This window comes from Carnobacterium divergens DSM 20623 (assembly GCF_000744255.1).
Taxonomy (GTDB): domain Bacteria; phylum Bacillota; class Bacilli; order Lactobacillales; family Carnobacteriaceae; genus Carnobacterium; species Carnobacterium divergens.
The window spans coordinates 680,328-703,386 of the sequence record NZ_JQLO01000001.1; the positions used below are offsets into that span (position 1 = coordinate 680,328).

Here is a 23,059-nt window from a genome sequence, read left to right on the forward strand (position 1 = left end):
TTACCAGGAGGTGCAACTCATATGTTGAAAATGAATTTACAATTCTTCGCCCACAAAAAAGGGGGCGGTTCTACTACTAACGGACGTGACTCTAACTCTAAACGTTTAGGCGCTAAACGTGCAGATGGTCAAACAGTTTCAGGTGGTTCAATTTTATACCGTCAACGCGGTACTAAAATTTATCCAGGTGTTAACGTTGGTATTGGTGGAGACGATACATTATTCGCTAAATGTGATGGTGTCGTTCGTTTCGAGCGTAAAGGTCGCGACAAAAAACAAGTTTCTGTGTATCCTGCAGTTGCTCAATAAGCACGAATTCAAAAAGCTCTTCTACTTGTTAGAAGAGCTTTTTTTTATCAATCAATTCAATTAAGGGAGGGAAATTGATGAGTGATTTAATAACAGGGATTGTAGGAATAGGTTTAGTTTTTGGTATTTTTATTATAGGGATCATTGCGTACATCAAACTATTGATGTGGGTTTATTATGATGCCAATGCACGAAATATGAACGGCACATTAATTGTTGTACTTGTGGTTCTTTTCCAATTAATTCCAGGGTTAATAGTGTATCTTATACTTAGAAAACCAGTGCGTGATTTTGGATACCAAAATTCAAGAAATAGCCAGTTGTGGAAATCTTCTTTGAAGTATTATGGTATTTTATTTTTATGCCTGTTGATTGCTAGTTTATTGAGTTTTTTTGCTATGACAAACTGAAATTAAAAAAAGAAAATAACCAATTAGTTTGTAAAAAAATTTTTATTTTGAAAATTTTAACGAAAGATGAGGATTGCGCTTGAAACCTTGCTCGTTATTCGTTAAAATGGTACAGGGAATACTACTTCACAAAACAGTTATGTTATTAGTGGAAATAACTAACCCAAGTAAGATGAAATAGCGATATAGTAATGAAATGAGGTTGGAAAAGTGCCCCAAATCGAGATTGAAACTTTGTTCAATAAATTGGACACATCGGTTAAATTAATACAATCAGAGCTGGATGTTTCGTACTTAGAAGCCCTTTTAGAAACTGGTGAAAATATTCTTGATGGACGTGTTGCAAGACAAGTTGATGGTTTGCCCACTCAAACAGTAATTGAGAAATTAACAAACTTGTATCAAACATTGCCTATTGATTCTATGGAGCCAGAAGAAATTCGTAAAGCCTTTCAGTTAGCTTTATTAAAAGGAGCAAAAACAGACAATCTGCAAGCAAATCATCAAATGACTCCTGATGCGATTGGATTTATCATGAGTTACTTAATCGAAAAAATGATAGGAGATACAACAAAATCAATTCGACTTCTTGATCCTGCTGTTGGTACTGGAAACTTACTTTCCACAATCAGTAATAGTTTGAAACTTAAACATGTAGAACTAGATGCAGAAGGTATTGATATCGATGATTTATTGCTTTCGTTGGCAGCTGTTTTAACAGGGCTACAAGGTCAAACTATCAAATTGACACATCAAGATGCGATTCAAGATCTATTAGTAGATCCAGTTGATGTAGTAGTAAGCGATTTGCCAGTTGGTTATTATCCGGTAGATGAACGTGCAAGCGCGTTTAAAACAGCGGCTAAAACTGGTCACTCATACGCTCATCATTTAATGATTGAACAAAGCTTACAGTATTTAAAAGAAGGTGGCGTAGGTGTCTTTTTAGTCCCTACACAACTGTTTGAAACAGAAGAAGCCCCTGCATTAACAAAACTAATTCAAGACGTCAGTTACTTACAAGGAATGTTGAATCTTCCTAAAGAGTTATTCAAGTCTGAAAATTCACGTAAATCAATTCTTTTGGTTCAGAAAAAAGGTGGAACTGCTAAACAAGCTAAGCAAGTGTTACTAGCAGAAATTCCAGACTTTAAGAATCCCAAAGCGATGGTTCATTTTATGAACGAAGTCGATACTTGGAAAAAAGAGAATATTTAATATAACACAAAAGGAGAGTCATTTATATGTCAAAAACAATTGCAATCAACGCCGGTAGTTCAAGTTTAAAATGGCAATTATTCGAAATGCCATCAGAAACAGTTATCGCTAAAGGAATCGTAGAAAGAATTGGGTTACCAGAATCAATCTTTACAATCAAATATGGCGAAGGTCAAAAATTTGAAGAAGTATTAGACATTAATGATCATGAATTTGCAGTAGAGATGTTACTAAAACAATTATTAGAATTGAACATTATCGCAAGCTTTAACGAAATTACTGGCGTAGGACATCGTGTCGTTGCTGGTGGAGAAATCTTTAAAGATTCAGCTTTAATTACAGATGAAGTATTAGGACAAATTGAAGACTTATCAGAATTAGCTCCGTTACACAATCCAGCAAATGCTACAGGAATCCGTGCCTTCAAAAAATTATTACCAGAAATTACAAGTGTTGCAGTATTTGATACTTCTTTCCATACAACAATGCCTAAGAAGAGCTATTTATACAGCATTCCAATGAAATATTATGAAGATTTTGCAGCCCGTAAATATGGTGCTCACGGAACTTCACATAAATTTGTTTCAGAACGTGCAGCAGAAATGTTAGGTCGTCCTCTTGAAGAGTTAAAATTAATCTCTTGTCACCTAGGAAACGGCGCTTCAATTACTGCTATTGACGGTGGGAAATCAGTTGACACATCAATGGGCTTCACACCACTTGCAGGTGTAACAATGGGAACTCGTTCTGGCGATATTGATCCTTCATTAATTGCCTACTTAATGGGTAAATTAAACATTACAGATATCAACGAATTCATCAACATTTTAAATAAAGAATCTGGTTTACTAGGCTTATCTGAAATTTCAAGCGATATGCGTGATCTTGAAGTAGCTCAATTAACAGATGACAATGCAAACATTGCATTACGTATCTTTGCAGATCGCATTAAAAAATACATTGGTTCATACATTGCAACAATGAATGGTGTTGACGCAATCATCTTTACAGCAGGAATCGGCGAAAACGATATCCATATGCGTAAAGAAATCATTGACGGTATTACTGTTTTTGGTTGTGAAATGGATGCAGAATTAAACAATGTTCGTAGTGATGAACGTGTTATTTCAACTGCTGACTCAAAAGTTAAAGTACTCTTGATTCCAACAGATGAAGAAGTAATGATCGCTCGTGATGTAGAACGTTTATCGAAATAAAGTATCTAAATAAAAAAATCATCTCATTTTTTGAGATGATTTTTTATTTGTTAAACGGACGATTAGTTTCAAGATACACTGTAATTTTTTATAGAGCTTGTTTTAATCTAAATAGACGAATAGATTCAAACCAAAAATTATAAAAAAAAGAAGCATAACGCTTCTTTTTTTTTAGTATTTCTCTTTTTTATCAGGTAATTTATTTTCTAAATCAGTACGGACAACTAAGACGTCGCACGTTGCTTGACGAATAACGTATTCTGAAACAGAACCGATAAAAATTCGTTCTACCGCATTAAGACCAGTAGCACCGACCATAATCAAATCAATGTCTTGTTCTTCTGGAATTTGTTTGGCAATAATTGCTTTTGGTGAACCATACTCAATCGTATAACGAACATCTTCAACATCATGATTTTTTGCATAACGTTGATACTCTTCCATGGTGTTTTTAGCTTGTTCGGTAGCTTGTTCTGCCATTGCTCCATCAAAGCTAGAAACGCTTTGGAAAGCTCTTGTATCAATAACGTGAACCAAAACCAATGCAGCCTCGTTACGATTTGCTACATAAACAGCCTTTTTAAAAGCTAATTCAGCTTCCTCAGATCCATCGACAGCAACTAAAATACGTTTGTATTGTTGTAACATGTTCATCCACTCCTCTTCAATTCATGATATAATAAGAATCAAATGCGTTCTTCTATCTTTATTTTACAACAAAAACTTGAAACTTGAAACTTAAAACCTTTGTAAAGTCTATTTTAGTTAAAAGAAAGGATTTTTTATCCATGCAAAAAGGGGATATTTTAATTAGTGAAGCTTTTTTAGAACCAAAGTTTATTCTTTTTAAAGCCTATTGTGAAGAACAACAAATTTTCTATTTAAAGGATATCAACCGTGAACTTATTGAACAATTTGCAGAAGTTAAAGGCATTGGTGGCGTGAAGATGGCGGCAATTATTGAACGTTTAGCAGGCCCCGTTGGAAATTTACAAATAGAATTACTAGATATTAGTCAACTAAAAAAGAAGTAAACTATCCATTTATGTAGACAGTTTACTTCTTTTTTTAATTAATTCTGCGATTAAGCCCTATTACGAAGAACACCATTAAAAAGCTTGTTATGGCAAGAAAGGTTAACCAAAGCCATTGTTGATGATAAAAAACTAAAAAACAGGCGAATAACCCAAAAATCAACATTAAGTAGCCATAAGATTTAAAAAATTTTTGATTAAACTGATGTTGTTCCTTTTGCTCATTAATAATTAAGACGCTTGCTTTTCCACTTAATAGGAAGAAAGCAATTGCAAATAAAATCAATGCAAAAATAACCATTAAAATTGTCATTAATCATGATTCCTTTCTAACAATCTATTTTCATCTATAGCATAGCATAAAATCAATCGAATTTGAATGAATGTTAGTTGTTCTTGATTTAAGTAATATTTGATAGTAAAATTAGGTTAACCTAAAAAGCTATGAATGGAGGAGATTAATTGGGGTTAAATGAAAATAAACAAGACAAAGATAAATTTGGGAAACGAATTGCAATCCCAAAAAATGCGTCTTCCTTTAGAAAGCTGCTTGCTTTTATGGGGCCAGGGGCGTTGATTGCAGTTGGCTATGTAGATCCAGGGAATTGGGCAACATCGATTGCTGGAGGCTCTTCTTTTGGGTATTTGCTATTATCTGTTATTCTATTATCAAACTTGATGGCGGTGTTGTTACAGTCGTTAAGTGCTAAATTGGGAATTGCGACAGAAAAAGATTTAGCCGAGCTATGTCGAGATGAATATGGAAAAAAAAGAGCGATTTTGTTATGGATTTTGGCACAGTTAGCTATTATTGCAACAGATTTAGCTGAAGTTATTGGAGCAGCAATCGCATTAAAGTTACTTTTTGGAATTCCGCTATTATACGGTGTATTGATTACATCCTTAGATATTTTATTGCTCTTATTTTTACAGCACAAAGGATTCAAATGGATTGAACGGATTGTCATTACTCTAATGACGACAATTTTTATCTGTTTTTCAATTGAATTATTTTTAAGTAAACCAGAATTTAGAGAAATTATGGTAGGCTTTTTACCCCATACAGAAGTAGTCACGAATCCTAAAGTTCTGTATTTAGCATTGGGAATTCTCGGGGCAACGGTCATGCCACATAATTTATATTTACATTCGTCAATTGTCCAAAGTAGAGCCTATGAACGGACACCAGCAGGAAAAAAAGAGGCGACTAAATTTGCTTTTCTTGACTCAACGATTAATTTGACGTTTGCTTTATTAATCAATGCAGCTATTTTAATCCTTGCAGCGGCAACCTTCTATAAAACTGGGCAATACAATGTGGTTGGGATTGAAGATACGTATCAACTTTTGAATGGGACATTAGGTTCGAGTATTGCGAGTACGATATTTGCAGTTGCGTTATTAGCAAGTGGACAAAATTCAACTTTAACAGGTACCATGGCTGGGCAAATTATCATGGAAGGCTTTTTAAACTTAAAGATTCCTGCTTGGTTAAGTCGTTTGGGAACGCGTTTATTTGCAATTGTTCCAGCTGTTATTGTAACGATTATTGCAGGACAAAGGGGAACGGATGAATTACTATTATTAAGTCAAGTAATTTTATCGATGCAGTTACCGTTTGCAATTTTTCCTTTAATTCAATTTACTAGTAATGAGCGTTTGATGGGGGATTTGAAAAACGGGAAAGTCGTCAATAGCCTAGCCTGGTTTATTGGTTTGTTGATTACAGGCTTAAACATATATTTACTAACAACATTCTTTTAAGAAAAAACAGGTAATGCTTGCCATTGCTTGTTTTTTTTTTTGCAAAAAAAGTCACCTTCTATTACTAGAAGATGACTCCAAAATATAAATTTTAAAAAAGAAATCCGGTGATGCCGTTTTCGCGTTCAGGTAGTGTTGATCCCGCATACATGCAGGTGGGCTCCGCTGTCAAATATCTAACTACCAAAGGTAAAGGCTTGTTATCCATTTGAATCAGTTTGGATCCCGAGGTCGTACTATTTGTTCGGTCAGCACATTTATTGAACAATTCGTACATCTCAGAATTCTTATCTTTATAGTAGCATATGCTTTTTTTATTTTCAAGTTTCAATGCTTAAAATCTGCCAATAATTCAAGTGAAAAAATTTTAAGAACTATCAGGATTTCTTTTTCATTTTATTGATGGTGTCATATTGTCTAGCTAAACTATCTTCATATTTGCCAGTGTGATTTGGTTCAAAATAAACGGCATTTTTCAGCTTATCTGGCAAGTATTGTTGATTCACCCAAGCGCCAGGAAAAGAGTGTGGGTATTTGTAATCGACGCCACGGCCTAATTCCTTTGCACCACTGTAGTGAGAATCTTTTAAATGATCTGGAACGTCCCCACTTTTACCAGCACGAATATCGCTTAGTGCTGCATCAATCGCTACGTAAGTCGAATTTGATTTAGGGGAAAGGCATAAATCAACAACTGCATTTGCTAAAGGAATTCTGGCTTCCGGAAAGCCAAGTTTTTCAGCTGCTTGCACGGCAGTTACAGTTCTGGCAGCAGCAGCAGGATTTGCTAAGCCAATGTCTTCATAGGCAATCACCATTAGTCTTCGGGCGATGATGGGCAAGTCACCGGCTTCAACTAAACGCCCCATATAGTGAAGAGCAGCATTTACATCACTGCCACGAACAGATTTTTGTAAAGCGGAAATGACATCATAATGAGCATCGCCATCTTTATCATGAGTCAGAGCTTTTCTTTGCAAGCATTCTTCAGCAATTTCAAGTGTAATTACAATAACACCATCTTGATTTGGTTTAGTTGAGCGAACGGCTAATTCTAAACCATTTAAAGAACTACGAACGTCGCCATTTGTTGCTCTAGCAAAATGAAGCATCGCTTCTAGGCTGATTTCAATAGTTAAACTGCCTAAACCTTTATCAGAATCTTTTATAGCTCGTTCTAATGCGGATTCAATCTCTTCAATTTGTAAAGGTTTTAATTCAAAGATTTGTGTTCTACTTCGAATCGCTGGGTTAATAGTAATATAAGGATTTTCAGTTGTTGCTCCAATCATAATTACGCGCCCATTTTCAAGGTGAGGCAATAAAAAATCTTGTTTAGGCTTATCTAAACGATGAACTTCATCTAGTAATAAAATAACAGTTCCGCTCATTTTTGCTTCTTCAACGACGATTTGTAAGTCTTTTTTTGAATCTGTGGCTGCATTTAACGTGCGAAATGCAAATTGAGTAGAACCCGCAATCGCACTGGCGATACTTGTTTTTCCAATGCCAGGAGGGCCGTATAAAATCATAGAGGAAAGCATTTTAGCTTCCACCATTCGTCTAATAATTTTGCCTTCTCCAACGAGATGCTGTTGTCCAACAATTTGGTCGATGTTTGTTGGCCGCATTCTAAAAGCTAAAGGTTGATTCATAGTAACCTCCTTATTAAAATAATCTTATTTCAATTATACCACTTTCTAACAAGACCTTCCACAAAATAAGAACGTATGTTTAGTTTGGTGTGAAAGTCTAAAAATATTCAAAGGAAAGCGGTTAAATCAATGTTTTTCCTTACGTTTATCAAAAACTATGATATAGTAATTGGTGTATGGAGGGATAGAAATGGATATTTACAAACAGTTATTGTACATTTTAAGTTTTTCATTTTTAGGAGAAGTGTTGTCAAAAGTTTTCACTTTACCGATTCCAGGAAGTGTGATAGGGATGTTGCTCTTATTTTTAGCACTACAATTTAAGCTGCTAAAAGTAAAAGATGTGGAGACGGTTGGAGGCTTTTTGCTTGGAAATTTAAGTATTTTATTTTTACCAGCAGGAGTTGGTATTATGGTTTATTTTCCAGTAATTAAAGACACATGGTGGTTATTATTGATTATTTCGTTACTCACAACAGCTTTTACAATTGGTTTTGTAGGCTTAATCGTTCAAGGTGTAAAACGTAAATTTGAAGATAACAGTGTTGACTTACCTAAAGATAGAAAGGATGACGCAAAAAGTGTATCAAGAACTTACAAGTAATCCGATGTTTGGCCTTATCCTGTCAATTGCGATGTATTTAGGAGCCTTGGCTATTTTTAAGAGGTTTCCATTTCCATTATTGAATCCGCTCGTGTTAGCGACTATTTTTATTATTTTATTTTTAAAAATTACTAAGATTCCTTATGAAAATTATTACAAGGGTGGCGAAATTTTAAATATTTTAATCACGCCAGCTACTGTGGCATTAGGTATTCCATTGTATAATACATTTCATTTATTAAAAAAACATGTTCGTTCAATTATGACGGGAATTTTACTTGGTACGATCACAAGTACTTTTTTTACAGGTATTCTTGCAGTATTATTTCACTTGAAAAAAGATATTATGGTATCAATCATGCCAAAATCAGTTACAACAGCAATAGCCTTAGGGATTTCTGAGAAAATGCACGGGATCGCAACGGTTACTCTCGTTATTGTAATTATTACAGGGATCATTGGTTCAATCATTGGACCTTCAATTTTGAAAGCTTTAAAAGTTACTGATCCAGTGGCCCAAGGAGTTGCCTTAGGCAGTGCTGCTCACGCAATAGGAACATCAAGAGCGTTAGAATTAGGGCCAATTGAAGGGGCCATGTCAGGATTAGCAATCGGAGTGACAGGAGTAGTAACAGTTTTCGTTGCGCCTTTAATGACACAACTTGTATTAGCCCTATTTTAAGCTAATTTAAAACAAGATTTTAAGTTCATTTGACTTGAAATTTTGTTTTTTTTTAACTTTAAAAGGAGTTTTATTTATCTTACCTTCATTTCTATTTGAGAATATCTAAAGAATTGATTAAAATAAGGTGCAATTTGGTCCGTTTTTTGAGATAATAAGTAGTGACTTTAATGAAAAGTGAATAGCATCTTGTAAATAGAACCATTAAAAGAAATAAGTAGTAAATGTATGATGCAGAAAGGAGTTCATCAATGACCGATTCATCGAAAAGACCCAACATCAAATTGTCTTTTAATCCAGTTCCACTTGAAGAAACGAAAGAAATCACCAATCAAATGGTGGATCATGTAAAAGAGACATTAAATGAATTGATTACCGACTCCGTGTCAAAAGTGAATTCAGAAAACCTGAAACGTTTTGAAGAAAAAGAAGCAGCTCTTGAAAGAGAATATCAAGAAGCATTAAATGAATTAGTGACTGAATATGAAGAAAAGAAACGTACTCTAGAAAAGCAAATTGCCATTAAAGAGCAAGCTATATTAAGAGATGCTAAATTACAAGCAGAATCGATTTTACAAAAGGCCTTTGATGAATCTAATGAAATGTATGGTTTTGTTCAAAATGAAATTACTGAACTAAAGGACCAATTAATTGTTTATCAAAAAGAAATGGAACAAGAAAAAATTCGTCAAGACAGTGAATTAGCAAACCGATTAGACGAATTAAATAAAATATATGAAGCAAAACACCGCCAATTAGAAGAGGAACTTGTTGAAAGAGAACAAGCGCTATTAAAAGACGCCAAAATCGAAGCGGAAAAAACAAAAAATGAAGCTAAAAAAGAGTCAACGGAATTATTAGATGAAACAAAAGTCGAAGTACAAGATTTAAAAGAACTTGCAACTTCTGAGATTATATCTGATAAAGCAGCTCATCAAGCCAAAGTCTCAGATGATTTTTTACGTCTGAATAAAGAGAAAGAGTGGTTCTCATTGTATCAAGAGCAAGTAGAAGAGCGTTATGCTGATAAAGAACAAAAACTCTATCAAAAAACTCAAGCAGAATTAGATCAATTAGAATTAAAAGTTCATGAATTGCAAAACCAAACAGATTTTTATCAGGATATCGATGAACAACGCAAAGAAAAATCATTTTCAACAGGTTTATACATCTGTTTGATTGCGGCAGTCAATGTGATTTTATTGAGTGTCTTTCGTCAAGCCACAGTTATTTTACCAATTTTAACAGCTATTTTAGGATGTTACTTGATCTACACCACATTAACAGATGGTCGTTTTGAAAAGAAAACAAAAAAAGTAGCGAAGAAAAATGAATGGTTGATTGAAAAAAATGATCAATTCAAAAAACAAATTCAAGATTTAGAAACTCAAATAGCGGATCTAACAGCTGAAAACAGCTCATTAGCTGAAAACATTCAAACACATGCTGAATTAATCAAAACAGTTCAATCATTAGAAAATCAATTAGAAGAAGAACAAATTGATCGTAAATTGATTGAGTCTGAAAATATGAATTTGCGTCAACGATTGATGGAAAATAAATAGGGAATTCTTTAAGACCTCTTAACTTTAGATTAAGGGGTTTTTTATTATTTCTATAGTTAGATGATAATAAGTGACAACTTTTCAACAATTTAATTAAATCCTGTAATTATTAGAAAGATACAAGTTCAATACTTTTGAAATTAGAAACGAGTAAGTTATAATAAGTAAGTGATAAATTTATTAAAAGGAGTCTAGGGATATGACGGAACAATCTTCCTATGAAAAAGTAAAAGAATTTCATGACGTATTTCATCCTGCTAAAAATATAGAGCCAACGGCTTTTACGCCAGAAGAAGCACTACATAGAGCCTCATTTACGACAGAAGAAATGATTGAGTTTTTATATGCGAGTGTAGGCGGAAACGAAGCAGACTTCGATCAATTAATAAATCAGTGGAAAGGTGAGATTGAAAAAACACTCACAAAAATTAAAACGGAGCAAAAACCAGTTGAAGATATCTTAATTGGACAAGTAGATGCCCTAACGGATGCAACTTATTTTAATTATGGTTCATTTGTATTAATGGGCGTGAATCCAACACCTATTTTTAATATTGTTCATAAAGCCAATATGGGAAAACTATTTCCAGATGGCCGGCCACGGTATCGACCTGACAACGGAAAAGTAATGAAACCTGATAATTGGGAACAAGATTTTGCACCAGAACCAAAAATTAAAGCTGAAATTATCAATCAAAAAAATAATAAGTAGAGGTTTAAACGAATGACTCAACTATCAGAACTATTAAAAAAAGCAGCACTTGGACCAGCCTTCAATGAAGGGAAGTTTGGGATTGAAAAAGAAGGACTACGAGTAACAGAGTCTGGTAAATTAGCCTTGACTCCTCATCCAACAGTGTTTGGTAATCGTAGCTACAATCCTTATATTCAAACCGATTTTAGTGAGTCACAATTAGAATTGGTAACCGCACCAACTGAATCGACTCAGACAATGAATCGTTGGCTAATGGCGATTCATGATGTCGTTGAACGCTCATTACCACTAAACGAATATATTTGGCCAATGAGTATGCCCATCGGATTGCCAGCAGAAAGTGATATTCAAGTAGCTCAATTTGACGATCCTACAGCAGTGGCTTATCGTGAACATTTAGCTGAAAAATATGGAAAGAAAAAGCAAATGGTTTGTGGCATTCATTATAACTATGAAATCAATGAAAAATTATTGATAGCTTTATTTAAACAACAAACCGCAATTACTTCTTTAATTGAATTTAAGTCGCATGTCTACATGAAATTAGCAAAAAACTTTCTTCGTTACAGGTGGTTATTGACGTATTTATTAGGTGCCTCCCCAGTTGCAACCGATGATTTTTATACCGATAAAGAACAGCCATTGAATACCTATGTTCGAAGTATTCGTAGCAGCCATTATGGTTATGTGAATTCAGAAGATGTCAAAGTGTCTTTTGAATCATTAGAAACGTATATTTCCGATATTCAGCAGCTTGTAGCAACAGGTGTGCTAAGTGAAGAAAAAGAATTCTATTCTCCAGTTCGAATTCGCGGGACAAAAGAAGTTAAGGAATTGGCTTCAAAAGGGATTCAATATTTAGAATTTCGGATATTTGATTTAAATCCGTATGCAGCGTTTGGAATGACAGAAAAGGATATGGAATTTATTCATCTCTTTTTAATGACGTTGATTTGGCTAGATGAGACGGCGACTGTTTCAGATATTGAAAAAGGTAAAAAATACAATGAAGCAACTGCCTTAGCTCATCCTTATGAAATTTCAGCCTACCAAGCAGAAGGCCTAGCGTTAGTTGAGAAGATGCAAGAAATGATTGCGACACTTTCACTATCAACCGAACAAGCAGCATTAGTTGAAGAAGCTAAAAGACAATTGCTTGAACCTAAAGAAACCATTGCTGGACGTTTAGTAACGGATATTGAAAAACAAGGCTCTTATCAACTGGTAGGGTTAGCGTTGGCAAAACAATATAAAGCAGAAGCCTTAGAAAAAAGCTACAACTTGAGAGGTTTTGAAGGAATGGAATTGTCTACTCAATTATTGATGTTTGATAGTATTCAAAAAGGAATTGAAGTGGAGATTTTAGATGAAAGCGAACAGTTTTTAAAGCTGACTCATGAAGATCATGTAGAGTATGTTAAAAATGCCAATATGACTTCTAAAGACCAATACATTGCCCCTTTAATTATGGAGAATAAAGTAGTCACAAAGAAAGTTCTTGAATCAGCAGGTTTCCATGTACCCGCGGGAGCAGAATATGAAACTCCTGAAGAAGCAAAATCCGATTATTGGAATCATCAAGACAAGGGAATTGTAATTAAGCCAAAATCAACCAATTATGGACTAGGAATTTCAATTTTTAAAGATGGAGCATCAAAAGAAGATTATGAATTAGCAGTAGACATTGCCTTCAAAGAAGACCGTGCCATTTTAGTGGAAGAATTTATTGACGGAACTGAATATCGCTTCTTTGTTTTAGGAAACGAAACCCGCGCAATTATGTTGAGAATGCCTGCTAACGTGGTTGGCGACGGAGAACGAACGATTCAAGAGCTAGTAGCAATTAAAAATCAAGATCCATTAAGAGGAACGCATCACCGCTCACCATTAGAGCTGATTCAACTTGGTGAAATTGAGCAGTTGATGTTGAAAGAACAAGGATTTACAATAGATTCGATACCAGCAATGGGTACAATTGTTTATCTAAGGGAAAATTCCAACATCAGTACCGGTGGCGATTCCTTTGATTTAACAGATGAAATGGATGAAAGTTATAAAAAAGCAGCTGTTGAAATGACAAAAGCGCTTGGGGCGACAATAAGTGGTGTGGATTTAATCATTCCAGATCGAAGTCAGCCAAGCACACCGGGAAATCCAGGATATGCTGTGATTGAAGCGAACTTTAACCCCGCAATGCACATGCATACGTATCCTTATCAAGGAAAAGGACGTAGATTGACAAGAGACGTATTAGATTTACTTTTCCCAGAGCTAGAAATTAGAAAGAAAAAGGACACAGAGGCCTATCTATAAAAGAATTAAAAGGAACAAATAGTGTTCACTATTTGTTTCTTTTTGTAGAAAATAACCAGTCTTAATTGTTGATTGAAGAAATCCATGATAGAATTTAAAAGAAAATAGAAGCTTTAGCCAAAGTAGATTGGAGTAACCCGATGGAAAAAATATATTTAGATCACGCTGCAACAAGTCCAGTCCATCCAGAAGTTTTAGAAGTAACATTTCATGTAATGAAAGAACATTACGGAAATGCTTCTAGTATTCATGGATTTGGTCGAGAAGCAAGAAAATTATTAGATGAGGCAAGAAGTGTCTTTGCTAAAAGTATTGGAGCTAAGCCTATTGAAATCGTCATGACAAGTGGCGGGACTGAAAGTGATAATACTGCAATTATCGAGACGGCTTTATCAAGAGCCCATTTCGGGAAGCATTTAATTACAACCGCTGTGGAGCATCATGCTGTTTTAGAGCCGATGGAGTATTTAGAATCAATGGGGTTTGAAGTGACTTATTTACCAGTTGATGAAACAGGCTTGGTTCACTTAGAGGACTTAATTGCTGCTGTTCGTCCAGATACTAGTTTGGTATCGGTTATGTATGGCAATAATGAAGTAGGCACCATTATGAACATTCAAGAAATCGGAGCATTTCTAGCAGAAACAGAAACTTATTTTCATACCGATGCAGTTCAAGCATATGGCTTAGAAGATATTGATGTAAAGCAAGATGCAATTGATTTACTATCGGTTTCTGCCCATAAAATAAATGGACCAAAAGGAATTGGCTTTCTCTATATTAATGAAGAGATTCATTTGCCAAGCTTTATGCGAGGTGGCGAGCAAGAAACAAAACGGCGTGCAGGCACAGAGAATATCCCTGCAATCGTTGGTTTTCAAAGAGCCGTTGAAATTACAGAACAAGAACGGAGTAAGCGTCGTGAAACCTATGATGGTTTTAGAAATCAATTAATTGAAGGATTAAAGCAAGCTGAAATTGATTTTGAAATTAATGGCAACGAAACGCATTATTTAAAACATATTCTAAATATATGGATTAAAGGCGTTTCATCTGAACAATTATTAATGAATTTAGACTTATTAGGAATTGGCATTTCAGCAGGATCAGCTTGTACCGCTGGAAATATGGAGCCTAGTCATGTACTAAGTGCTATGTTTGGCAAAAATAGTCCACGAGTAAAAGAATCTGTTCGTGTCAGTTTTGGTTTAGGTACAACAACTGAAATGATTGACGAAGCAGTAAAACAATTAAGTGTTGTAGTAAAACGATTAAAACATTCATAAAGATAGTAAGAGCAATCTTAGTATCTTTTTTTTAACGAGCGGCACACAAAGCAAGCACCATCATACCGATAAAAAATAACGTTCCAATGACTCCTTGGTATTGAAATAAATTTTCCCATTTCATATTGTTGTCCTCCTTTATAGCGAATTAGTTTAGCTAATTTCATCATAGAGGATAACAAATTAAATAAATACGAACGAAACTGTAAGGTTACGAACAACCTTGTCATTTTATAAATAGCCAACTTAATTTTTAATAAGACTGGAAGAACTACTGGAATATATGGTATAGTATTTAGGAGAAGAGGCGTTAAAGAAGGCTTTAAAGCGCTTAAAGAGTTAGAATAATTCGATGAGGTGAAATAAAATGGCATTTGAAACAGTTGCAAGTTTAGCAGGCTCACCAGATAGCTATCAAATGAGTCCAACCGTAAAAAAATACACAGTTCGAGACAATGGATTTGAAGAAACAAGTTCAGGGAATTTTCAATTTATTCGTCCATTAGATGCATCACCAGAAAACAAACAAGGAATCAAGTTGAAAATTGTAATCTCTAGAGATTTAACGCAATTAAAAATTTCAACAACTACAAGCAATGGACTTAGAGCAGTTAATCTTTTTAAAGGCGATGCGTTTAAAATGAGTATTGACAAGTATAACTTTATTATGGCTGGTTTAGTTGAGCGAGGCGTATTAGAAAAAGCGGAATAAATAATAAGAAAAAGAGAGTCGTTAGCAAACGATTCTCTTTTTTTGTCTAAAAATCATAAAAAAGTCATCAATTGCTACGGTTTAATTCACGAATTCAAGCTATGATAAATAGGAATAAAATCGAAACGGGGTTAAGCTGTGTTAAGGTTATTAGTAATAGAAGATGACCAACGATTATCAGATAATGTCGTTGAAGTCACAAAAGAATTTTTACAAAGCACGCAAGCATTTGATGGCGCAGAGGGGCTTTATTATGGGGAACAAAATATTTATGATGTCATCGTATTGGACCTTATGATGCCAGAAATGAATGGTTATCAAGTGTTGCAGCAATTACGAAAACGACATATTGAAACACCGGTTTTAATGTTAACTGCAAAAGATGGAATTGATGATAAAATAAAGGGTTTTCAAGTAGGAGCAGATGACTATCTAGTAAAACCTTTTCACAGGGAAGAACTGTTAATGCGCCTAAAAGCTCTCTTAAAAAGAACTCATAGTGGTTTTCAAGAAAATCAAATTTCTCATCAAAATTTAGTTTTAAATATTCAACAAAAAACAGCTAAAGTGGGGAAAGAAAATGTTCCGCTTAATGGAAAGGAATATGATTTACTTGAGTATTTTATTCAGAATCCAGAAATGATTATTACAAAAGAACAAATTTTTGACCGAATTTGGGGATTTGATTCAGAAACATCCATTACGGTTGTTGAAGTCTATATGAGTAACTTACGTAAAAAATTGAAAAATTATCACGATCAAATTAGGATAAAAACCTTACGTAACGTTGGCTATATGTTGACGAAAGGAGAGAAAAATTGAAGAACACAATTCAGCAAAGACAACAAATTCGTTTTTTTATTTATAATGTCGTGACCTTTGCCATTATTTTTTTAATTTTTGGTTTAATCATTTACCAACAAGTTCAAAATTCGCTCTATTCATCTGTTAATAGTGAATTATTAAAACAAAAAGAACGATTAGATAATGTGCCTCCTGTCAGTAAAGAGGGCATAGAAAATCAACCTGATTTACCGAAAAATATGGAACAAAAACGACAAGGATCGGGTCCAGGTGTTCTACCAGTAGAATGGGATAAAAATGGAAAAATCTTAAATCAAGATGCGATTGGTGAACTAAATTATGCGCTATTTAACCAATTAACCTTAGATACAACAAAATTAGGAACCGTAAAAAGCGTATCAGTAGGAGAATCTTCCTATCGATACATTGTTTTTAAAGCAAAAAATAGTATAAATCAGGATGCAGCGTACATTCAATTTATCATAAGTGTCAAAGCAGAAGAGCAACTGGCTGCTAGTTTTGGTGAAATATTGATTGTGTGCTCCATTGTTTTTTGGATTTTCTCAATTCTAGCCAGTTATGTTTTAGCCAGAAAATCAATGCGCCCTATCTTACTTTCATGGCAAAAACAAACTGAATTTGTAGAAAATGCCTCCCATGAATTGCGGACACCATTAACAATTATCCAAAATAAATTAGAAGGCTTACTTACAAAACCAAATGAGCGGATTGTAGACGAAATCGAACCAATTGCTCTCTCTCTTTCCGAAATTCGCCATTTAAGTAAACTCACGAGTGATCTATTATGGCTGTCACGAGCAGATTCCAATCAAACACTATTAACAAAAGAACCTGTCCTCTTAAATGATTTCTTAGCAGAATGTTTAGCACCATACCAAGAAATTGCTGCTAGTCAAGGAAAGTATTTTTGGACAAAATTAGCTTCGCCAGTGATTGCCGAAATCGACAAAACAAGAATCCAACAAGTTTTAGTGATTTTATTAGATAATGCGTTAAAATACACAAAAGAAAAAGAAACAATCGGCTTAGGTAGCTTTGTTGAAGGGAATTACTGGGAACTTATGATTAGCGATACAGGGTCAGGAATTGCTAAGGAAAATCAAGAACGGGTTTTTGAGCGTTTCTTTAGAGAAGAAAAATCCCGAAATCGAGGAACTGGTGGGACAGGATTAGGACTTCCTATTGCTAAATGGATAGTAGAGTTGCATCAAGGGAAAATTGAGCTGGTAGAGAACACATCGAAGGGTTGCTTGTTTAAAGTACGAATTCCCTTAACGTGAAATTGACTACTTGTAGGTTTATAAAAGGTAATAACCTGTTCTTTTTTTAGAAGTAAGAGGGACGTGTATTGGGATATCTAAGTAATTTTCTAAAAGCAATCTTGAACTCAATCCCATCCTCTTGATTTATCCCTTAAAATGGTTATAATTAGTAAGACTGGGAAAAATACGACCTTCAAATCGTAAAGATTTTCAGAATCTATTTGAAATGATGGTGAAAAGCATGACAGACAACAGCAAAACACGTGTCGTAGTTGGCATGAGTGGCGGAGTTGACTCATCTGTTACAGCATTGCTTTTAAAAGAGCAAGGTTATGACGTGGTGGGGATTTTTATGAAGAACTGGGATGACACAAATGAAGCTGGCGTATGTACAGCAACAGAGGATTACAACGATGTAATTCAAGTGGCAAACCAAATTGGAATTCCTTATTATTCAGTGAATTTCGAAAAACAATATTGGGACAGAGTTTTCCAATACTTCTTAGATGAATACAAGCTAGGAAGAACGCCAAATCCAGACGTAATGTGTAACAAGGAAATTAAATTTAAAGCCTTCCTTGATTATGCGATGAGTTTAGGCGCTGATTATGTAGCAACTGGGCACTATGCGCAAGTAACAAGAGACGAGGACGGCGTAACGCATATGTTACGTGGAATCGATACAAATAAAGATCAAACCTATTTCTTAAATCAATTGTCACAAGAACAATTAGCTAAAACAATGTTTCCTTTAGGCGGCATGGAAAAATCAGAAGTTCGCAAAATTGCTGAAGAAGCGGGCTTAGCAACTGCTAAAAAGAAAGATTCGACAGGTGTTTGTTTTATTGGCGAACGTGATTTTAAACAATTTTTAATGAATTATTTACCAGCAAAACCGGGAAACATGGTGACAATTGATGGTGAAGTCAAAGGACAACACGATGGCTTAATGTATTATACTATTGGGCAACGCCAAGGTTTAGGCATTGGTGGTGGCGGTGAATCAAGTGAACCGTGGTTTGTTGTTGGAAAAGATTTAAAAACCAATACGCTTTATGTGGGACAAGGTTTCCATCATGAACATTTATATGCTACTCACTTAGATGCAACAGATATTCATTTTACAACCTATAAAGAAATGCCAAGAACCTTTAAATGTACGGCTAAATTTCGTTATCGCCAAACAGATACAGGTGTGACGGTTCATTTAAACGAAGATGGTACAACTGCTCGTGTTGAATTTGATGAGCCTGTTAGAGCGATTACGCCAGGGCAAGCTGTTGTTTTCTATGACGGTATGGAATGCTTAGGCGGCGGAACTATTGACGTTGCTTACAATGACGCTAAAATCTTACAATATGTCTAATTAAATAAAAAAACAGTAACTGATTTCCAGTTGCTGTTTTTTTATTATCAGTCTTTCCTTGATATTTCGACAAACTTCAAGGATAATATGGGAAACATTAAAATGAAACTAGGTGAAAAAAATGACAAAACTTTATTTTGTCCGTCATGGTAAAACGGAATGGAATCTTTCACGAAAATTACAAGGTGGACAGGCTGATTCTCCGTTGTTAGAAGATAGTTTAATTGAAGCTCAATTACTTGGAGAGCAATTAAAAGAGGTTGCATTTGGACAAGTATTTGTCAGCACCCAGCTACGAGCTGTAAAAACCTGTGAAATGCTGTTATCAGAATTTGTTGAAGCACCTGGCGTTACGTATGTAGATGGTTTAAAAGAGTTTGGTTTGGGAACATTAGAAGGGCAAACGATTGAAGAGGCAATTGATGCATTTCCTGAACAAATGCATCATCTTCGCAATAATGCTCATGAATACAATCCAATTGAATTTCAAGGTGAAACCTATCAAGCTTTAATTGACAGAAGTCTAGCAGTTGTTCATGAAGCCATGGAAAACTATCCCGAACAAAATCTACTATTTATTAGTCACGGCGTTACCTTAGTTGCAGTGATTCAAACGTTATTAGGCAAACCCTTATCTGATATTCGAGAAGCAGGAGGGTTAGACAACACTAGTTTGTCTGTGATAGAAGTAACACCATTAGAAATGAAGCTGATTTTATGGAATGATAAGAGTCATTTAACTTCATAAAAAAGCTCTCAGAAAAGCTAGCATCCATGCTGTGTTTATTGTAAAATTAATAGAGTTACTAACTTAAACGAGGTGTTAAGATGGATCGCAATCAAAAAGCTTTTCAACTATGGGAGCAAGGACAACCGACAGAAGCAATTGAATTGTTATTTAAAGAAATTGATACTCACCCAGAAAATATGGATAGCTACTATAATTTAGCAACCATGCTGATGCTTGCTCAAAAATATGAAGATGCGAAAGCCGTGTTAACATTAGCAAATGAAAAAAAGGCCAATCAAAGCAATATACTTTATGCATTTGGCAATTTATATTATCAAACGGCAGATTATTCACAAAGTATCTACTATTTTTCACAAGTATTTAAGCAGTCCGAAACAGTCAAAAAAGATGCTGCCATTATGTTAGGTCAAAGCTATTTAGCACTAGAACAACCTAAAAAAGCACTGGTTTATCTATTGACAGCTTTTCAACTAGATGAAACGGATAGTGAACTTGCGTTGCTTTTAGGCAATGCCTTTTTACAAACTGAGGCTTTTAAAGAAGCCTATACTTATTATGATCTCACGTCAAAATTAAATCAAGAAAACAACGAAGCGTGGTTTAAAAAAGGGTTGATGGGAATGGTATTAGGTAATGAAAAAGAAACAATAGAAGCTGATTTCCAAAAATCTCAAGAACTTAACCCAGGATACTATCAACAAAATTTGACTAAACTAGAAGAAATAGAAGCTTTTTTACAAGCAAATCGTCAAGAGTAGCGTTGAAAATTAATTCAGAAAGGATGGCTATAGAAAATGGAAATGCAAGAAAAATTAAACCTGTTTGCAGGAGATGACCCTTTTGTTGTTGGGCAAGTTGCGGCTATTTTCTATCAAAATCCAACCAATTTTTACAAAGTAGTCTTGGTTCGAGTCGTAGAGACAAATTCAACATTTAAAGAAAAAGAAATTGTGGTAACAGGGAGCTTTGGTCAAATTCAAGAAGAGGAAGTTTATCGTTTTTATGGAAAATTGACAGACCATCCAAAATTTGGACTTCAATTTAACGCAGAACGCTACCAACAAGAGCGGCCCACCTCTGCTGCAGGAGTCGTTTCCTATCTTTCTAGCGATAAATTCCCAGGTATTGGGAAAAAGACAGCTGAAAGTATTGTTGATGCGTTAGGAGAATATGCAATTGATGAAATTTTACAAAATCCAGCAATCTTAAAAGGAATTCCTAGCTTAAACGATAAAAAAATTGCGATGATTTCTGAAACCTTACAAGCAGGGGACGGTATGGAGCAAATTATCATTGGATTAAATGGGTTTGGTTTTGGGAGTCAGTTAGCATTTAGTATCTACCAAACCTACCAAGAAGAAACCTTATCGATTATTCAAGAAAATCCGTATCAACTTGTTGAAGATATTGAAAATATTGGGTTTAAAAAAGCAGATAGTATTGCAGAACAGCTTGGTTTTGCAGCCGATTCACCAGCGCGTTTGCGAGCAGCTATTTTATACACATTAAACGAGATTTGTCTTAGTCAAGGAGATACGTATACTTTAGCAGAACCTTTACTAGCAGAAACTATTCGTATTTTAGAAGACAGTCGTCCCTTTATGATCGAACCAGATTTTGTTGCAAATGAATTGATCGGCTTATTAGAAGAACATCGTTTGATTGAAAATGATGAAAAATTGTATATCAATACGCTGTATCATGCAGAATGGGGCGTTGCCAATTCAGTAAAGCGTTTATTAGAGCGCCAAAAGAAAATTCATTATAAAGGGCACGATATTCCAAAAGAAATTCGTCGCTTAGAAAAACGCTTGAATATCTCTTATGGAGATTCTCAAGTCAAAGCAATTGAAGAAGCGCTGACCTCGCCTTTGTTTCTTTTAACAGGTGGACCAGGGACAGGAAAGACCACTGTTTTAAACGGAATCGTCGAATTGTTTGCAGAATTAAATGGACTTTCATTGGATATTAATGATTATCACAATGCTATTTTCCCCATTTTACTAGCAGCACCAACAGGACGAGCAGCTAAACGAATGAACGAATCTACAGGGCTACCAAGTAGTACGATTCATCGTTTGCTAGGCTTAAATGGGCGAGATAAAAACACAGATGCTTTATCTGAGCGTGAGCTAGAAGGTGGCTTACTAATCGTTGATGAAATGTCAATGGTGGACACATGGCTTGCCAATAGCCTGCTAAAGGCAGTTCCAAGTAACATGCAAGTAATATTAGTTGGCGATAAAGATCAATTGCCTTCAGTTGGACCGGGTCAAGTGTTACATGACTTATTAAAATCACAGATGATTCCCAGTATGGAATTAAATGAAATTTACCGTCAGGAAGACGGCTCTTCGATTATTCAACTAGCTCATGAAATCAAAGATGGAAAATTACCTGCCGACTTTACTAGCAACAAAAAAGACCGCTCCTTTTTCAGGTGTGAATCCCCACAAATTGAGCACGTCATTAAGCAGGTCGTTGAAAAAGCGAAAGCAAAAGGCTTTACTTCACAAGACATTCAAGTGTTGGCTCCCATGTATCGAGGTCCAGCGGGAATTGACGCACTAAATAAAATGATGCAAGAAATTTTTAATCCAAATGATACAGGCAAACGAAAAGAAGTAAAATTCAATGACAAAGTCTATCGAATTGGCGATAAGATTTTACATTTGGTAAACAATCCTGAGTCCAATGTTTTTAATGGCGATATGGGAGAAGTTGTAGGTATTCAATTAGCCAAAGAAACCGAAGATAAAGTCGATGAAATGATTATTCAATTTGATACAAATGAAGTGACTTATAAGCGAAATGAATGGAATAAAATAACGTTAGCCTATTGTTGTTCCATTCATAAATCACAAGGTAGCGAATTTAAAATGGTGATTTTACCCATGGTACGTAATTACCATCGAATGCTACGTCGCGATTTACTTTATACAGCGATTACGAGAAGTCGCGATTTGCTGATTTTATGTGGCGAACCACAGGCATTTGAGACTTGTGTGGAAAAATCATCAGATGATCGCTTAACAACTTTAAAAGAGCGTATTGTTGAAACGGATGAGGTAGAAGTTCATTTTGAACCATTAACACCAAAAAAAGTTGATTCTTTAGAAGTCGAAGAAAAACAACCTGCTGAACCGATTAAAGAAGAACAGCAACCGAAAACAGAAGAATTAAGTTTATTTGAAGCTGAGGAAACAACGACAGATCCATCAAATGAACCTATTTCCTATCATCTAACTTTAAAATTAGTCACATCCAACCAAATAAATCCTATGATTGGCATGGAAAACTGCTCCCCTTATGATTTTAATTAAAAAAGCCTTAATTGCCCTATTTTATGAAACAGGGCAATCAAGGCTTTT

22 protein-coding genes are annotated in these 23,059 nt (G+C 35.0%); 19 read left to right on the plus strand and 3 right to left on the minus strand.

Annotated features, from left to right (window positions below; translation table 11 throughout):
- Positions 1–21 precede the first annotated feature (21 nt).
- The 4 genes from rpmA to BR52_RS03415 all read left to right on the plus strand — a co-directional run bounded on the left by rpmA (position 22) and on the right by BR52_RS03415 (position 3,154).
- Positions 22–309 carry a 50S ribosomal protein L27 gene (gene rpmA, locus BR52_RS03400; protein ID WP_034569165.1) on the plus strand — a complete coding sequence of 96 codons (288 nt, stop codon included), beginning with the start codon at positions 22–24 and terminating at the stop codon, positions 307–309.
- Between the two features lie 77 nt (positions 310–386).
- Positions 387–719 carry a hypothetical protein gene (locus tag BR52_RS03405; protein ID WP_034569166.1) on the plus strand — a complete coding sequence of 111 codons (333 nt, stop codon included), beginning with the start codon at positions 387–389 and terminating at the stop codon, positions 717–719.
- Between the two features lie 210 nt (positions 720–929).
- Positions 930–1,937 (plus strand): class I SAM-dependent methyltransferase, encoded by a 1,008-nt coding sequence (locus BR52_RS03410; RefSeq protein ID WP_034569168.1) that lies wholly within the window; start codon positions 930–932, stop codon positions 1,935–1,937.
- A 26-nt stretch (positions 1,938–1,963) separates the two neighbouring features.
- Positions 1,964–3,154: an acetate/propionate family kinase gene (locus BR52_RS03415; RefSeq protein WP_034569171.1), complete on the plus strand. Its 1,191-nt coding sequence runs from the start codon at positions 1,964–1,966 to the stop codon at positions 3,152–3,154.
- A gap of 171 nt (positions 3,155–3,325) precedes the next feature.
- On the opposite strand, the gene BR52_RS03420 is transcribed toward BR52_RS03415, so the two are convergent.
- A complete protein-coding gene (locus BR52_RS03420) occupies positions 3,326–3,802 on the minus strand; it encodes a universal stress protein (protein ID WP_034569174.1) in 477 nt (158 codons plus the stop codon).
- Positions 3,803–3,942: 140 nt separating this feature from the next.
- Here BR52_RS03420 and BR52_RS03425 point away from each other — a divergent pair, with 140 nt between their 5' ends.
- On the plus strand, positions 3,943–4,188 hold the full coding sequence (locus tag BR52_RS03425; RefSeq protein ID WP_034569175.1) for a hypothetical protein: 246 nt from the start codon (positions 3,943–3,945) through the stop codon (positions 4,186–4,188).
- A gap of 34 nt (positions 4,189–4,222) precedes the next feature.
- Here BR52_RS03425 and BR52_RS03430 read toward each other — a convergent pair whose 3' ends face one another.
- Positions 4,223–4,501, minus strand: a complete 279-nt coding sequence (locus BR52_RS03430; protein ID WP_034569177.1) for a hypothetical protein — start codon at positions 4,499–4,501, stop codon at positions 4,223–4,225.
- A 149-nt stretch (positions 4,502–4,650) separates the two neighbouring features.
- Here BR52_RS03430 and BR52_RS03435 point away from each other — a divergent pair, with 149 nt between their 5' ends.
- The gene (locus tag BR52_RS03435) at positions 4,651–5,952 is read left to right on the plus strand and encodes an Nramp family divalent metal transporter (protein ID WP_051915618.1); all 1,302 of its coding nucleotides are present in this window, start codon (positions 4,651–4,653) and stop codon (positions 5,950–5,952) included.
- 377 nt (positions 5,953–6,329) lie between these two features.
- Here BR52_RS03435 and BR52_RS03440 read toward each other — a convergent pair whose 3' ends face one another.
- Entirely contained in the window at positions 6,330–7,607 is a 1,278-nt protein-coding gene (locus BR52_RS03440; protein WP_034569180.1) for a replication-associated recombination protein A, read from the minus strand.
- A 190-nt stretch (positions 7,608–7,797) separates the two neighbouring features.
- Here BR52_RS03440 and BR52_RS03445 point away from each other — a divergent pair, with 190 nt between their 5' ends.
- The 13 genes from BR52_RS03445 to recD2 all read left to right on the plus strand — a co-directional run bounded on the left by BR52_RS03445 (position 7,798) and on the right by recD2 (position 23,011).
- Positions 7,798–8,211, plus strand: coding sequence for a CidA/LrgA family protein (locus BR52_RS03445; RefSeq protein ID WP_034569183.1), 414 nt, complete (start codon positions 7,798–7,800; stop codon positions 8,209–8,211).
- Positions 8,189–8,893, plus strand: coding sequence for an LrgB family protein (locus BR52_RS03450; RefSeq protein ID WP_279625165.1), 705 nt, complete (start codon positions 8,189–8,191; stop codon positions 8,891–8,893). The genes BR52_RS03445 and BR52_RS03450 overlap by 23 nt, the downstream gene beginning before the upstream one ends.
- Before the next feature lie 251 nt (positions 8,894–9,144).
- Entirely contained in the window at positions 9,145–10,458 is a 1,314-nt protein-coding gene (locus BR52_RS03455; RefSeq protein ID WP_034569189.1) for a hypothetical protein, read from the plus strand.
- A 199-nt stretch (positions 10,459–10,657) separates the two neighbouring features.
- Positions 10,658–11,170, plus strand: coding sequence for a pyrophosphohydrolase domain-containing protein (locus tag BR52_RS03460; RefSeq protein WP_034569191.1), 513 nt, complete (start codon positions 10,658–10,660; stop codon positions 11,168–11,170).
- 12 nt (positions 11,171–11,182) lie between these two features.
- A complete protein-coding gene (gshAB, locus tag BR52_RS03465) occupies positions 11,183–13,486 on the plus strand; it encodes a bifunctional glutamate--cysteine ligase GshA/glutathione synthetase GshB (protein WP_034569192.1) in 2,304 nt (767 codons plus the stop codon).
- A 140-nt stretch (positions 13,487–13,626) separates the two neighbouring features.
- Entirely contained in the window at positions 13,627–14,772 is a 1,146-nt protein-coding gene (locus BR52_RS03470; RefSeq protein WP_034569193.1) for a cysteine desulfurase family protein, read from the plus strand.
- A gap of 367 nt (positions 14,773–15,139) precedes the next feature.
- Positions 15,140–15,484, plus strand: coding sequence for a DUF1831 domain-containing protein (locus BR52_RS03475; protein ID WP_034569195.1), 345 nt, complete (start codon positions 15,140–15,142; stop codon positions 15,482–15,484).
- Positions 15,485–15,622: 138 nt separating this feature from the next.
- A complete protein-coding gene (locus BR52_RS03480; protein ID WP_034569197.1) occupies positions 15,623–16,306 on the plus strand; it encodes a response regulator transcription factor in 684 nt (227 codons plus the stop codon).
- A complete protein-coding gene (locus BR52_RS03485) occupies positions 16,303–17,589 on the plus strand; it encodes a sensor histidine kinase (RefSeq protein WP_034569198.1) in 1,287 nt (428 codons plus the stop codon). Before BR52_RS03480 ends, BR52_RS03485 begins: the two co-directional genes overlap by 4 nt.
- A gap of 211 nt (positions 17,590–17,800) precedes the next feature.
- Positions 17,801–18,937 carry a tRNA 2-thiouridine(34) synthase MnmA gene (mnmA, locus tag BR52_RS03490; protein WP_081890752.1) on the plus strand — a complete coding sequence of 379 codons (1,137 nt, stop codon included), beginning with the start codon at positions 17,801–17,803 and terminating at the stop codon, positions 18,935–18,937.
- 121 nt (positions 18,938–19,058) lie between these two features.
- Positions 19,059–19,685, plus strand: coding sequence for a histidine phosphatase family protein (locus tag BR52_RS03495; RefSeq protein WP_034569203.1), 627 nt, complete (start codon positions 19,059–19,061; stop codon positions 19,683–19,685).
- 80 nt (positions 19,686–19,765) lie between these two features.
- The gene (locus BR52_RS03500) at positions 19,766–20,446 is read left to right on the plus strand and encodes a tetratricopeptide repeat protein (protein WP_034569204.1); all 681 of its coding nucleotides are present in this window, start codon (positions 19,766–19,768) and stop codon (positions 20,444–20,446) included.
- A 36-nt stretch (positions 20,447–20,482) separates the two neighbouring features.
- Complete coding sequence (gene recD2 / locus BR52_RS03505) at positions 20,483–23,011, plus strand: SF1B family DNA helicase RecD2 (RefSeq protein ID WP_034569206.1); 2,529 nt, start codon at positions 20,483–20,485, stop codon at positions 23,009–23,011.
- Positions 23,012–23,059 lie beyond the last annotated feature (48 nt).